The 14,494-nt window shown below is 58.3% G+C and carries 12 protein-coding genes, 1 tRNA gene and 1 pseudogene; 11 read left to right on the plus strand and 3 right to left on the minus strand.

Annotation, left to right across the window (positions count from 1 at the left end; all coding sequences use genetic code 11):
• Positions 1-13 precede the first annotated feature (13 nt).
• The 5 genes from pcnB to pgi are packed head-to-tail and all read left to right on the plus strand — an operon-like array spanning position 14 to position 5,223.
• A complete protein-coding gene (pcnB, locus tag QPL96_RS12105; RefSeq protein ID WP_303287735.1) occupies positions 14-1,345 on the plus strand; it encodes a polynucleotide adenylyltransferase PcnB in 1,332 nt (443 codons plus the stop codon).
• Positions 1,339-1,836 (plus strand): 2-amino-4-hydroxy-6-hydroxymethyldihydropteridine diphosphokinase, encoded by a 498-nt coding sequence (folK, locus tag QPL96_RS12110; protein ID WP_303287629.1) that lies wholly within the window; start codon positions 1,339-1,341, stop codon positions 1,834-1,836. Before pcnB ends, folK (QPL96_RS12110) begins: the two co-directional genes overlap by 7 nt.
• Before the next feature lie 60 nt (positions 1,837-1,896).
• Positions 1,897-2,691 (plus strand): 3-methyl-2-oxobutanoate hydroxymethyltransferase, encoded by a 795-nt coding sequence (gene panB, locus QPL96_RS12115; RefSeq protein ID WP_303287630.1) that lies wholly within the window; start codon positions 1,897-1,899, stop codon positions 2,689-2,691.
• Positions 2,688-3,536, plus strand: a complete 849-nt coding sequence (gene panC / locus QPL96_RS12120) for a pantoate--beta-alanine ligase (RefSeq protein WP_303287631.1) — start codon at positions 2,688-2,690, stop codon at positions 3,534-3,536. The genes panB and panC overlap by 4 nt, the downstream gene beginning before the upstream one ends.
• A gap of 22 nt (positions 3,537-3,558) precedes the next feature.
• Entirely contained in the window at positions 3,559-5,223 is a 1,665-nt protein-coding gene (gene pgi / locus QPL96_RS12125) for a glucose-6-phosphate isomerase (RefSeq protein ID WP_303287632.1), read from the plus strand.
• Here the strand turns inward: pgi and folK (QPL96_RS12130) are convergent.
• Positions 5,203-5,730: a 2-amino-4-hydroxy-6-hydroxymethyldihydropteridine diphosphokinase gene (gene folK, locus QPL96_RS12130; RefSeq protein WP_303287633.1), complete on the minus strand. Its 528-nt coding sequence runs from the start codon at positions 5,728-5,730 to the stop codon at positions 5,203-5,205. The genes pgi and folK (QPL96_RS12130) overlap by 21 nt on opposite strands.
• The gene (locus QPL96_RS12135; RefSeq protein ID WP_303287634.1) at positions 5,730-6,086 is read right to left on the minus strand and encodes a dihydroneopterin aldolase; all 357 of its coding nucleotides are present in this window, start codon (positions 6,084-6,086) and stop codon (positions 5,730-5,732) included. Before QPL96_RS12135 ends, folK (QPL96_RS12130) begins: the two co-directional genes overlap by 1 nt.
• 155 nt (positions 6,087-6,241) lie before the next feature.
• Here QPL96_RS12135 and plsY point away from each other — a divergent pair.
• Positions 6,242-6,820, plus strand: a pseudogene (gene plsY / locus QPL96_RS12140) (glycerol-3-phosphate 1-O-acyltransferase PlsY); the annotation flags it as partial.
• Between the two features lie 27 nt (positions 6,821-6,847).
• Here the strand turns inward: plsY and tsaD are convergent.
• Positions 6,848-7,903 (minus strand): tRNA (adenosine(37)-N6)-threonylcarbamoyltransferase complex transferase subunit TsaD, encoded by a 1,056-nt coding sequence (gene tsaD, locus QPL96_RS12145; RefSeq protein ID WP_303287635.1) that lies wholly within the window; start codon positions 7,901-7,903, stop codon positions 6,848-6,850.
• Positions 7,904-8,155: 252 nt separating this feature from the next.
• On the opposite strand from tsaD, the gene rpsU reads away from it, so the two are divergent.
• The 5 genes from rpsU (at position 8,156) to QPL96_RS12170 (ending at position 14,174) form a co-directional block, all read left to right on the plus strand.
• Positions 8,156-8,371, plus strand: a complete 216-nt coding sequence (gene rpsU, locus QPL96_RS12150; protein ID WP_007153483.1) for a 30S ribosomal protein S21 — start codon at positions 8,156-8,158, stop codon at positions 8,369-8,371.
• Between the two features lie 149 nt (positions 8,372-8,520).
• Positions 8,521-10,248, plus strand: a complete 1,728-nt coding sequence (gene dnaG / locus QPL96_RS12155; protein WP_303287636.1) for a DNA primase — start codon at positions 8,521-8,523, stop codon at positions 10,246-10,248.
• Positions 10,249-10,367: 119 nt separating this feature from the next.
• A complete protein-coding gene (gene rpoD / locus QPL96_RS12160; RefSeq protein WP_303287637.1) occupies positions 10,368-12,215 on the plus strand; it encodes an RNA polymerase sigma factor RpoD in 1,848 nt (615 codons plus the stop codon).
• Positions 12,216-12,312: 97 nt separating this feature from the next.
• Positions 12,313-12,389, plus strand: a tRNA-Ile gene (locus QPL96_RS12165).
• 597 nt (positions 12,390-12,986) lie between these two features.
• Positions 12,987-14,174, plus strand: coding sequence for a Fic family protein (locus QPL96_RS12170; protein ID WP_303287638.1), 1,188 nt, complete (start codon positions 12,987-12,989; stop codon positions 14,172-14,174).
• Positions 14,175-14,494: the final 320 nt, after the last annotated feature.

Here is a 14,494-nt window from a genome sequence, read left to right on the forward strand (position 1 = left end):
ATTCCGTTCGTTCATGTCCGGTAACGGGAAAAAGAAAGCCCTCATCTACCAGCGGCGGGAAATTCCACGGGATCAACACAACGTCTCCCGTTCGGTCATCAGCGAGCCCGCCAAGAAGGTGCTGCATCGCCTGAACAAGTCAGGCTATGAAGCCTACCTGGTCGGTGGCGGCGTCAGAGACATCCTGCTGGGTGGGATACCCAAGGATTTTGACATAGCCACCAACGCCACGCCGGAGGAAGTACACGACCTGTTCCGCAACTCCCGGCTGATCGGCCGCAGGTTCCGAATTGTTCATGTGGTGTTTGGCCGGGAAGTCATCGAAGTAACCACCTTCCGGGGCAACACCACAGAAGCCGATACCGACGCCGATGATGATCGCAGAACCAGCGAACATGGACTACTGCTCCGGGATAATGTCTACGGCAATCACGAAGAAGACGCCCTGCGCCGGGACTTTACGGTAAACGCCCTGTACTACTGCATTCGCGACTTCACCATCATCGATTTCGCCAACGGCATAGAAGATTTGCGTAACCGGCAACTGCGCCTGATTGGCGACCCGGAAACCCGTTACCGGGAAGACCCGGTTCGTATGCTCCGGGCCATCCGGTTTGCCGCCAAGCTCGGGTTTGATATCGAACCGGAAACCGAAGCCCCGATAAAAGAGCTGGCCCCGTTACTGAGCCATATCCCTTCCGCCCGGCTGTTTGATGAAGTGCTCAAGCTGTTTTCCGCTGGCCACGGCGAGGCCACCTACGATCTGTTAACCCGTTACAACCTGCTCGAGCCACTGTTTCCTGAAACCGTCAGGGCCATAGAGGCCGGCGAGCCGGATGAACTGATCCGCCAGGCGCTCCGGAACACCGACGCCCGTATTGCCCAGGGCAAATCGGTCACCCCCTACTTCCTGTTTGCCGCCATGCTCTGGCCTGCACTCCAGGCGGAATGGCATCGCAGACAGGACAATGGCGATCCGGTTCAACCCGCACTGCACGGCGCCATCGGCAAGGTAATAGGCCGACAGGTGCAGGCAACCTCAATTCCCAAACGCTTCTCGGGGCCGATGAAGGAAATCTGGGAACTCCAGATGCGTCTGCCTCGCCGCCAGGGCAAACGGGCCTTTGTTACCATGACGCACCCCCGGTTCCGGGCTGCCTACGATTTCCTGCTGGTCCGGGAGAATTCTGGCGAGATTGAGCCAGGCCTGGGCCAATGGTGGACCGAGTTCCAGCAAGCGGATGAGCGGCGCCAGGAACGGATGCTCTCCGAACTGGCCAGCGACGCGCCGAAAAAGCGAAAGCGCCGCCGCAAACCGGCTCAAAGACCACCACAGCAATGCTGACCGATGCGTTCATCGGGCTGGGCAGCAATCTCGAAGCGCCTGCTGCCCAGCTCGCCCGGGCTGTTTCCGAACTGGCTGCCCTGCCGGACACCAGTCTCGTGGCCCAATCAGCCTTTTATGCGAGCCGGCCCGTGGGCCCCCAGGACCAGCCAGACTTTGTCAACGGCGCCGTGTGGCTGAAAACATCGCTGGAACCCCATCAATTGCTCGACCAACTGCTGTCAATCGAGCAGGCTCACGGCCGGGAACGGCTCCGGCGCTGGGGCCCCCGAACCCTCGACCTGGACCTGCTGCTGTTTGGGGACCGGGCACTGGATGATGAACGGCTTACCGTACCCCACAGGGAACTGCCAAATCGCGACTTTGCCCTCCAGCCCCTACTGGACCTGAACCCAGGCCTGACATTGCCGGACGGAACGCCGGTTGCCACTCTGCGCCGCCAATGCCCGGACAACCGCTTGCGCAAGCTTCCACCCGCGGATTACCCTTAACACTTCAGTGCCGGAAGCCCGGCCCGGTCCAGGCCCACCCAACCAAAAGGCAAGGATTCTATGGCTGTTACCATCAATACCCTGCGTGAATTCAAGCAAAAGGGCGAAGCCTTCGCCGCTCTTACCGCCTACGACGCCACCTTCTCCCAGGTCGTCAGCGAAGCGGGCGTTCACGTTATTCTGATTGGCGATTCCCTTGGCATGGTGCTACAGGGCCACGACAGCACTCTGCCGGTGACCATGGACCAGATGGTGTACCACGTCAGCTGTGTCGCCAAGGGTAACCGCGGCTCCCTGATCATGGCGGACATGCCGTTCATGAGTTACGGAACCGTTGAGGCCGCCCTGGAGAACGCTGCGGAACTGATGCGCGCCGGCGCCCACATGGTGAAACTCGAAGGCACCGACTGGATGAAAGACACCATCGCCGCCCTGAGCGAACGCGGCGTGCCCGTGTGTGCACACCTGGGCCTGACACCGCAGTTCGTCAACAAGTTTGGCGGCTACAAGGTACAGGGCCGTGACGAAAAGGCAGCGGAGATGATGATCGAACATGCCTGCGAACTGGAGTCAGCCGGCGCCGACCTCATTCTGCTGGAATGTGTTCCAGCGCCGCTGGCCGCACGAATCTCCCAGGCCGTCAGGGCTCCGGTAATTGGCATTGGTGCGGGCTCGGATACCGACGGCCAGGTCCTGGTACTGCATGACATGCTCGGCATCACCACCGGCCGCAAACCGAGGTTCGTGAAAAACTTCCTGGCCGAGACGCATTCGGTACAGGAGGCGATTGAAGCCTATGTGAACGCCGTCGGCGAGCGCACATTCCCCGCTGAGGAGCATACGTTCAAGGCATGAGAACCATACATTCCCTGAAAGAACTGAGGACCATCCTTCGCGGCTACCGCGGCCAGGGCAAAACCATCGGCCTGGTGCCAACCATGGGAAATCTGCACGAGGGCCACGTCTCCCTGGTCCGAAAAGCGGCCGAGATGGCGGATGTTGTGGTTACCAGCATCTTTGTCAATCCAATGCAGTTCGGAGCCGGTGAAGACCTGGACAAGTACCCGAGAACCCTGGCTGAAGATCAGGATAAGCTCGCTTCGGCCGGCAACACCCTGGTATTCGCCCCTACCCTGGACGAAGTGTATCCGGAAGGGCTGGCAAAACAGACCCAGGTCGTTGTACCGGATGTGAGTGATGGCCACTGCGGCGCCAGCCGGCCCGGTCACTTTGAAGGCGTTGCAACGGTGGTGACCATGCTGTTCAACATGGTTCAGCCGGACCTTGCGGTGTTTGGCGAGAAGGACTTCCAGCAACTCGCCGTCATCCGGAAAATGGTCCGCGATCTGATGATGCCTGTCGATGTCGTTGGGGCGCCCACCGTTCGGGAGGACGATGGTCTGGCGAAAAGCTCCCGAAATGGCTACCTCACAGCTGATGAACGGAAAATCGCTCCGGTTGTGTACCAGACCCTGCAGGCCACGGCCGGAAAAATCGCCGATGGTCGTACAGACTTCCAGGCTCTGGAAAGCGAAGCTGAGCAAAGCCTGGGCAAGGCCGGGCTGCGTCCGGATTATTTCAACATCGTGAATAGCCGGACCCTCAAGCCGGCCAGCCCGGATGATCAGGAGATCACTCTCCTGGCGGCGGCCTTCCTCGGCACAACCCGTTTGATTGATAACCTGTCGGTAATCCGATAAGCCCACAGAAAAGGAAACTCTGATGTCCAAAAATCCGGCAGTACTGACCTCAAAACCCGAATGGCAGGCACTGAAGGAACACAGGGAACGCCTCGACGGCATTCCCATGACGGATCTCTTCGGGCGGGATCCCGAGCGGGCAAGGCGCTACTTTATCGAGGCGGCGGGACTGTCACTGGATTTCTCCAAGAACCGGCTCACCGACGAGGTGCTTGAGGCGCTGCTGGCACTGGCAAGCAGTTGCAACCTGGAAGCCCGGCGCGAGGCACTGCTGCGGGGTGACCGCGTGAACGTCACCGAGGACCGCCCCGCCCTGCATACGGCCCTTCGCAATCCGGGCACGGAGACCATCATGGTGAACGGCCAGGACGTCGTTGCCGAGGTACAGCGCACCCTGGCACGGATGGAAACGCTGGTGAACGGCGTGCTGAGCGGCAGCCGCACCGGATACACCGGCAAACCCTTTACTGACGTCGTGAGCATCGGTATCGGCGGCTCCTACCTCGGGCCCAAATTGGTGGGCGAGGCACTCCAGCCGTACGGACAGTCTGGCGTACCGTGCCATTACGTGGCCAACATCGACGGCACCGAGATCTGTGAAACACTCCGGCAGGTGAACCCGGAAACCACCCTGTTTCTGATCCAGTCCAAATCCTTCCGGACCCAGGAGACCCTGGAAAACAGTAAGGTGGCGCGCCAGTGGTTCCTTGACCACTGCGGCGACGAACAGGCGATTTCCCGGCATTTCATGGCCGTTACGGCCAATGTGCCGGCGGCACAGAATTTCGGAATCGATCCGGACAATGTCTTTCCCATGTGGGACTGGGTCGGAGGCCGTTACTCCCTCTGGTCCGCCATCGGGTTGCCCATCGCTTTTACCGTCGGTATGGCCAACTTCCGGGCTCTATTGGCCGGCGCCCATGCCATGGACCAGCACTTCCGGGAGGCGCCACTGCACCAGAACCTGCCGGTCGTCATGGCGATGCTCGGGGTCTGGTACAACAATTTCTGGGGCGCCGAGACCCACGCCATCCTGCCCTACGATCACTACCTGCGCAGCCTGCCGGACCATCTCCAGCAACTGGACATGGAGAGCAACGGCAAGAGCGTGACCCAGGGCGGCGAGGCCCTGGCCTGGCAGTCCGGGCCGGTCATCTGGGGTGGGGTTGGTGCCAACGGGCAGCACGCCTACCACCAGTTGATTCACCAGGGCACCCGCCTGATTCCGGCAGACTTCATCATCCCCCTGACCACTCACAATCCGGTTGCCACCCATCATGCGGACCTGTTTGCCAATTGCCTGAGCCAGTCCAGAGCCATGATGGCCGGCAAATCCCTGGAAGAAGCCAGGGCAGAACTGGCGGCGGAAGGGCGCTCCGACGCTGAGATTGAGCGGCTTGCTCCCCACAAAGTGATTGCGGGCAACAAGCCGAGCAACACCCTGACGATGGAGAAGGCAACGCCGGAAACCGTCGGCGCACTCATCGCGCTCTACGAACACCGGACCTTCGTGCAAGGCGTGATCTGGGATGTGGATTCGTTTGATCAGTGGGGGGTGGAACTGGGCAAACAGCTCGGCAAAGGCATTCTGCCCCGCCTGCTTGGCCAGGACGCCGGCGACCAGGACAGCGACAGCTCCACCGACCACCTCATTAAACTGTTTCGCTCAGTCAGCGACCGCTCTTGATATCTGCCGCCCCTGCCAGCTGAAATCCACCGGCCGGAGTTTCTGGCCGGTGTTGTATCGGCGCCACAGCTGGCCATAGGACTTACCGCACACCGGATGCACGGCTTCCGGGGCAATATCTGCCAGGGGCCTAAGAACAAAGGCATTCTTGAGGATTTCGCCCCGAGGCAGCTCGACCCCATCAACCCGGCCAACAACGTCGCCGTAGGTCAGAATGTCCAGATCCAGGGTTCGGGCACTGAACTTCGGGGCATCCCTGCGCCGGCCATTGTCCGCCTCAAGTTGCTTGAAGCGCCGGGACAGCTCGGCAACCGGAAGTGCCGTGTCGACACCCACGACCAGATTCAGGAACGGTGAGCCTTCAAACCCCACGGCCTCGCTGTCATACACCGGTGAGATAATCTGCTCACCAAACCATTCGTGCAGGGCATCAAGAGCGGCGATAACGTATCGCTTCCGGTCTACGTTGCTGCCAATACTGAGGTAGACCCGGACAGTACCCGACATTACCGCACCCCCCTTTCAATGCACACGCCCACGGCCTTCGCGCCGGGCACGGCACCCGGTTTACGTATCGCCAGCCTGAGCCAGGTTACGCCAAATTCCGCCTGCAGAACCCCCGCCAGGACCTCGGCGCCGTGTTCAAGCAGTTTTGGCCTGAGCGCTTTCAGGCAGGTCTCGACCCTGCGACTGACTGTGGCGTAATCCAGAGCGTCGGCAACATCATCGGAACGGCCAGGCAACCGGTTATCCCAGGCCATCTCCAGGTCGATGACCAGGCTCTGGGTGACTTCCCGTTCCCAGTCGTAGACACCGACCACTGTCTCCACAACCAGGCCTTCGATAAACACGCTGTCTGCCAAGGGGACTCCCGGACTCTTCCGCTCGTTGGTGGTTGAACAACAGGTGATTGAATAACGCACAACCAGGGGATATTGTGAGCAAGCTGGCCGGCGTTTTCAGGGCCGGCATTTTCGCACACAATGACCAGATACGTCTTCGCTTCCGAGCCCACAGCATGATTCCCAGTGACCCGGTATTAACCGTTCTGCTCTATGCCGCCGCTTATATGGTCGGCTCAGTGCTGTTCGCACTGCCAGTTTCCCGGCTCTGGAAGCTACCGGATCCCAGGACCCAGGGCTCCGGCAATCCGGGCGCAACCAACGTTTACCGCACCGGAGGCTGGCCGCCAGCCCTGATGACGCTCGCACTCGACGCCGCCAAGGGTTGGCTCCCGGTCTGGCTGGCTCACGCTGCCGGCCTCTCGGTGATGGTTCAGGCTGTCGTGGCGCTGTGCGCAGTGACCGGCCACATGATCCCGGTGTTCTACCGGTTTCAGGGCGGCAAAGGCGTGGCAACCGCGCTCGGTGCCGGTCTTGCCCTGGCGCCGCTAACCACGCTGGTGATGGCTGCCATCTGGACGCTGGTGATCTGGCGCTGGCGAATTTCAGCCCTCGCCTCGCTGCTGGCCATCATCAGCGGGCCGCTCATCAGCGCGGTTATCGAGCCGGAAACCCTGCCCCTGTTTGGCCTGCTGGCCATCCTGATCGTGGTTCGCCACCGCAACAACCTGATCCGGCTCGCACAGGGGCGGGAGGCTGATCTCTATAACTCGGTCGAGAGATCAGTCAATCAACCCTGCAGACCTAGGCTCACTGATCGGCGGTAACGTACTCATCGGCCAACGGGGCACCGCCACAATCCGCTCGCCATCCTGCTGGCCCGCTTTCATGCGTTGGGCGCCGGCGTAGGCAATCATGGCACCATTATCGGTACAGAATTCCGGACGGGCATAAAACACCTTGGCTTTCAGCTTCCCGGTCATTTTTTCCAGCCCAGCCCGCAACCGTTTATTGGCGCTGACGCCCCCGGCAATGACGAGGCGCTTGCAGCCGGTCTGCTCCAGGGCCCGGCGACATTTGATGGTCAGGGTGTCCACGACAGCCGCCTCAAAAGCCAGGGCAATATCCGCCCGGGTCTGGTCATCCAGCCCACCGGAATCCCGGGCAGCATTCACGGTATTGAGGGTAAAGGTTTTCAGACCACTGAAACTGAAATCCAGCCCGGGCCGGTCGGTCATTGGCCTCGGAAACCGGTAGCGCCCTTCAGCGCCTCTCTCCGCGAGTGCCGCCACCCGGGGGCCGCCTGGATAATCCAGGCCGAGCATCTTGGCGGTTTTATCGAAGGCTTCACCGGCGGCATCGTCCACCGACTCACCCAGCATTTCATACGCACCTATACCATCAACCCGCACCAACTGCGTGTGCCCGCCGGAAACCAGCAAGGCCACAAAAGGAAATGCGGGCGGATTGTCCTCTAACATGGGCGCCAGCAGATGCCCCTCCATGTGATGCACACCCAGCACGGGAATGCCCAGGGCAAAGCCCAGCGCATGAGCCACAGCGCCACCCACCATAAGCGCGCCCACCAGCCCGGGGCCCGCGGTGTAGGCAATGCCCTCTATATCGGTGCGGCTTCGACCGGCATCCGCCAGCACCTGATCACACAGTGGCAGGAGCTTGCGGACGTGGTCCCGGGAAGCCAGCTCGGGCACCACACCGCCGTAATCCGCATGCATGGCTATCTGGCTGAACAGTGCGTGGCCCAGCAGGCCCTGCCCGGTGTCATACAGTGCAACGCCGGTTTCATCACAGGAGGTCTCAATACCCAGTATCAGCATAGTGTCCGGCCACATTGGTTGGCAGAAATGGATTGGCAGCATTAAAAACGAGGCGCATTTTAGCAGAAACCCGAAACCCTCTGTCAGATTCATCGAACAAACATTGACCTCGCCATAAGCCAGGCGCTATCATTGCCGCCCTAAATTATGCACTGGTCGAGTCTTAGCCAATCTGACCAGGGATCGAGAACCGATCTGGCCATGCCAGGCGGACAAAATTGAAACCGAATCTATCAGGTAGGTGATTTTCGAATGCCAGCTGTTAAAGTGAAAGAGAATGAACCGTTTGACGTAGCACTGCGTCGCTTCAAGCGTTCCTGCGAAAAAGCAGGTGTACTTTCTGAAGTACGCCGTCGCGAGCACTACGAGAAGCCGACCGCTGTTCGTAAGCGCAAAGCAGCCGCTGCCGTTAAGCGTCATCTCAAGAAGCTTCAGCGGGAACAGCGCAAATTCGAGCGTCTGTACTAAGTTTTTACCGACGCCGCTTGACTGCAAAGTACTGATTGCCTGTACAGCCGCAGGCTGCACAGAGCGACTCAAAAATGCCGCCGAGGCCTGGCTTCGGCGGCATTTTTGGCTATTGGCCAACTCCGATGACGGCCTGGTATGGAGCCTCCATGAGCGGACTGATCCCTCAACAGTTTGTTGAAAACCTGCTGGATCGCATAGATCTGGCGGAACTGATCGGTTCACGCATTACGCTCAAGAAAGCCGGCGCCAATTACAAGGCCTGCTGTCCGTTCCACGACGAGAAAACACCCTCGTTCAACGTCCGGCCGGACAAGGGCTTTTATCACTGCTTCGGCTGCGGTGCCCATGGCGATGCCATCAGCTTTGTCAGGGAGTTCGACGGACTGGGTTTTACCGAAGCAGTTGAAGAACTGGCCAAACGGGTCGGACTGGAAGTGCCCTATGACCGGGCTGCGAAACAGGAAATCCGACAGGCCCGAACACTGACAGACGCTCTGGATTTTGCCAGCCGCTTCTATCACTCAGCGCTGCAGGGCCAGCAGGGCGCCTATGCCCGGGACTACCTGAAGCAGCGAGGCCTGGACAGCACCATCGTAGAGCAATACCAGATGGGTTACGCACCCTCAACCGGTACCGCCCTGTACGATGCGGCGAACAGAGACCTCCAGGGCCCGCTGATCGAGACCGGCACGGTGTCCGAGAAATACGGCCGGCCCAGGGACCTGTTCCGGAACCGGGTCATGTTCCCGATTCGCAACAGCCGGGGCAAAACAGTCGCCTTTGGCGGTCGTACACTGGGTGACGACAAGGCGAAATACATCAACTCCCCGGAGTCGGATGTCTTTCATAAGAGCCGCGAGATATACGGACTGTTTGAGGCCAGGCAGGCAATCCGGCAGCTCGACAAATTACTCGTGGTTGAAGGCTATATGGACGTTATCGCCCTCGCCCAGCACGGCATTCACTACGCCGTTGCAACCCTGGGCACGGCGACGAATCAGGACAGCCTGACAGCCCTGCTGAGGCAGGTCAGACACATTGTGTTCTGTTTCGACGGAGACCAGGCTGGCTTCCGGGCCGCTGACCGGGCCATGGAAAATGCTCTGGGACTGATGGCCGACGGCCTGCACCTGCAGTTTCTGATGCTGCCGCAGGGCGAGGACCCGGACACCCTGGTACGCAAGGAGGGCCCCGAGGCCTTCCAGAAGCGCATCGATGGCGCCACACCTTTGTCCCGGTATCTGTTTGACCGGCAGAGCGAGGGGCTGGACCTGCAACTGCCGGAGCACCGGGGCGAACTGAGAGCCAGAGCTGAACCTCTGCTCAACAAGATGCCGAGAAGCACCCTCCGGGATGCCATGTGGCACGAAATGCTCCGCCTTTGCGGCAGTCGCAACCCGTGGCAGAACCGCCAGCAGGGGCAGAAAGGACGGTGGAACGGCGAGCGAAGGGACCGGGTCTCAGAAGAGCGCATTGATGTGAAGCTCAGCAAGGACAGCATTCTCTGCCTTGCCCTGCTGGAAGCACCAGACCTGGCGACCGAGGTAACCGAACTGGCCGGCAGTTCCAGGCAGTTCAACCAGGCCCGGAAATTTGCCGACTGGATTCTGGCGAACGCCATCCAGAACCGGAAAGCGCTGGTTCGGGCACTGGCACTGGATACATCGGCCCATGAGCGGTTTTACCACCTGTTTGACGGGATTGAGCATATTCCGGCGCGGGAGAGCACACTGGCCGCCGCCCGGGAACTGCTGAGCCCGAACGAGGAGGCATCCCGCCAGCAGCGGCTTGCCACGCTGTTACGAAACCTGTCTAACCTCACAGCCGAGGAACGGCAGGAACTGAGAGCCCTGAGTGGTGGCACCGGGGACTAACAGTACTTGAAACTTGATGCGCTGATCACCATCTAACCATTCGGTGGCAGAGCAACCGAGCGACGGCTATAATGGCTGTTTAACTTTTTTCCTTCTAAAAGCGAGTTCACAGGGTGTCTATGTCAGGCAATTCGCAAAAATCACGTTTGAAAGACCTCATTGCCCGAGGCAAGGAACAAGGTTACCTGACTTACGCCGAGGTAAACGACCACCTCCCGGAAGACATCGCCGATCCGGATCAGGTCGAAGACATCATTCGCATGATCAACGACATGGGCATTCAGGTGTCTGAAGTTGCACCGGACGCAGACACGCTTCTGATGACCGATGGCGATTCCACCGCCGACGAAGCCGCTGCCGCCGAGGCCGCTGCCGCGCTCGCTGCTGTGGAATCCGATGCTGGCCGCACCACAGACCCGGTCCGCATGTACATGCGGGAAATGGGCACTGTGGAACTGCTGACCCGTGAAGGCGAAATCGTCATCGCCAAGCGCATAGAGGAAGGCATTCGGGATGTCATGGCTGCCGTCGCCCACTTCCCCGGTATCACCGGCACCGTTAGCCAGGCCTACGACCGCATTATCGAGAACGAAGGCCGCATCAGCGATGTGGTAACCGGTTTTCTGGACCCGGACGACGCCGAGCCGTTCATGGGCGAGGACACCACCGCCAGCTCGGATGATTCCGGCTCATCCTCCGACGATGACGACGATTCCTCAAACGAGGAAGAAACCGATAACGGACCCGATCCGGAAGAAACCCGTCTCCGGTTCGAACTGCTCAACGAAAAGCTGGATGCCGCCAACAAGGCCCTGGCCAAGCACGGCCGTTCCGACAAAAAAACCCAGCAGGCCCTGAACGAGCTGGGCCAGGTGTTCGCACCATTCAAGCTGGCCAACAAGGCATTCGATGAACTGGTCAACGTGGTCCGCTCCACCAATGATATCGTGCGCGAGAACGAGCGCGCGATCATGCAGATCTGCGTGCGTGACTGCAAAATGCCACGCAAGGACTTCATCAAGTCCTTCCCTGGCAACGAGGTCAACCTGAACTGGGCCGACAAGATTGCCAAAAGCAAGAAGCCTTACGCCGCGCCGATTTCGGAACGCATTGACGAGATTGTTCGCCTCCAGAAACGGATCCAGAACGTGCAGAACGAAGTGGATCTGGACGTCGCCGACATCAAGGAAATCAACCGCCGCGTCTCCATTGGTGAAGCCAAGGCCCGCCGTGCCAAGAAGGAAATGGTCGAGGCCAACCTGCGACTGGTTATTTCCATCGCCAAGAAGTACACCAACCGTGGCCTGCAGTTCCTGGATCTGATTCAGGAAGGCAATATCGGCCTGATGAAGGCGGTAGACAAGTTTGAGTATCGCCGCGGCTACAAGTTCTCCACCTACGCCACCTGGTGGATTCGCCAGGCCATCACCCGCTCCATCGCGGACCAGGCCCGCACCATTCGTATTCCGGTGCACATGATCGAGACCATCAACAAGCTCAACCGCATCTCCCGCCAGATGCTGCAGGAGATGGGCCGGGAGCCCACGCCGGAAGAGCTTGGCGAACGCATGGAAATGCCCGAGGACAAGATTCGCAAGGTCCTGAAGATTGCCAAAGAGCCAATCTCCATGGAAACTCCGATCGGCGATGACGAAGACAGCCACCTGGGCGACTTCATCGAAGATATCCAGGCCCTCTCCCCGGTGGATTCCGCTACCGCCGAAGGCCTGCGCGAGGCCACCCGCTCCGTACTGGCCGGGCTCACAGCCCGCGAGTCCAAGGTATTGCGGATGCGCTTCGGTATCGAGATGAACACCGATCACACCCTGGAAGAAGTCGGCAAACAGTTCGACGTTACCCGGGAGCGGATCCGCCAGATCGAAGCCAAGGCGCTGCGCAAGCTGCGCCACCCGTCACGCTCCGATCACCTGCGTGGCTTCATTGACGATCAGGGCAATCAGGGATAATTTCCCAAACAGTAGCGGGCGCCACACCTCACCGGTATAATGGCGCCCGCTCGGTTTCCTCTCCGGAAACACCTTTGCCAAACAGCGTTCGCTTAACGGGCCTATAGCTCAGTTGGTTAGAGCAGAGGACTCATAATCCTTTGGTCCCTGGTTCGAGTCCAGGTGGGCCCACCATTATTCAACAGGTTACGTCACTTTTGGTATTGAGAGCATAAATTGGCGACAGCGGGCACAGCTGAACAGACGAGCACTAGCACTAGCACTTGAGGGCACCGGCTTCCTTGGCCGATGAGTACTGGATTATCTCCCCATGAAGAGGGATACTTCACGAGACATGTGCAAGCATGCTTTAGGGGCGCTACACTGGCTGACTCTCACATCTTGACCGGTGTTGCGCTTCTCTCAACGGCCCCCATTTTGTATCTGATCGAACGCTGAAAAGCGACCTCTGGTCGCTCTGACCCGACGCCCCCTCTCAGTACGCAATCAAACGGAATCCTTCACTGGCTCGCTGGCACTATGATGCGTTATTCACCGAATATGCGCAGGTTCTGGTAGCCGCTTACACCTTGAGTGCCCCTTTACCGCAATGCCTCGGGCGTGGCCGAAACTCCCGGGATTTGAGAAAAAACCCTGTCAAGCACTTTTTGAGAAAAAGCGAGCTGAATAGTTACGCTTAAGAATTAACCGCACTGTATACTTGCAATTATACACGCAGTAAATTTTTAAATGGCTGTTAAAAATGGACAAATTTAATAAAAGAACCTGTAAATGATAGACGTTACTCGATACATAGACCTCGATAAGATTTCGAGCGAACTTGATGCCAAAGTGGTTAGCATGATGCAGATGGACGCGGCCCTCAATTCGTCCATTCCGCATTCGCTCCGGGAGCCAATTGAGGCACTCCTCCGAAATGTAAATGCCTATTATTCGTGCAAGATTGAGGGTAACTCAACGGAGCCTGCTGAGCTTATACGGGCCCAGGAAATGCCGGATATCGAAGAGGATGAAGATCTCAAAGAGGTTAAGCGCCTGTTGGAGGTCGAAGCAAGGCTGGGCCAAGGTGACATGAACGGAAGGGATGCGTGTCATCCGGAGACAATCAAGCAGCTTCATCATGATTTTTACTCAGGGGCACCTGAAGAGCTACTGAAGATAAAGGATGAGAAAAGTGGGAAAGAATACGATTTAGTGCCAGGCCAGCTGCGCCAAAATGCTGTGACGGTTGGGCAACATCTTGCGCCACCTTACGAAGAGGTGCCAAGCATGCTCAATCGATTTCATGAGTACTATCGCCTCGACAAGGTAAGAGCGTCTCAGGCGATGCTTGCGGCGGCTGCATCACATCATCGGCTGCTTTACATCCACCCATTTCTCGATGGAAATGGGCGTGTCGCGCGCCTGTTCACCGACCTTTATCTGCGGCAAGCAGGGCTTGGAGGCATAGGATTGTGGTCTATGAGTCGTGGTTTTGGTCGTGATACCAATGCTTATTATAAGGCGCTCTCGCAGGCTGATATGCCGCGCCAAGGCAGCAGCGACGGGAGAGGTGTTCTCTCTGATCGTGGGCTGATGGCGTTTACTGAGTATTTTATCGATACGGCAGTTGATCAGTTGAAATACTTCAGTAGTTTGCTGGATCCTCAAGCTCTTGATCAAAGAATCGACGTATTTTTCGATCTTAGGTGCAAGCAAGAAATGATCATTGAACGAGGAGTGCGCCTACCCAAGCTCCATCCTGGAACGCGTCTTTTATATAAGGAGCTGATTCGAGGCGGGGAACTAACTCGCAGCGATGCGAAAGCTAGATTGGGTGTAGAGGAGAGAACCATGCACACTATTGTCAAACAAATGAAAGAAGCAGCGTTGATCCAAGCACCTCCCCGCAAGCCTCTAAAACTGGATTTGTCTCCGAGCTCGATCGAGATTCTTTTCCCGCGCCTTTGGGTGATTTGAGGTTCAATGAAGCCCCCCGATTGGCTGGAACGTTGAGGTCCTCTCAGACTGTGGCGGAAGCCTGATTGAATCACATCAGCATTTTAAGTTTAAGCAAAAATTTGCTGCTTGAGCGCGCAAGAGCAATTATATGTTTTACGCAGACTCAATAATTTCTTGGTCGCAGTTTCTAGTCCTGCCGGGCCCACCTTTATCTTGCCGGTTTTTTTTACATTCCCTCACTAGCCCGTTTAGAAATGCTATTAAAAATAGAGTCATATATTGTGGCCCAATTATTGCCTGAATGCCTGTACGGAAGAGGAGTTTACTGCCTCACTGAA

It is taken from the genome of Marinobacter sp. SS8-8 (assembly GCF_030540945.1).
GTDB lineage: Bacteria > Pseudomonadota > Gammaproteobacteria > Pseudomonadales > Oleiphilaceae > Marinobacter.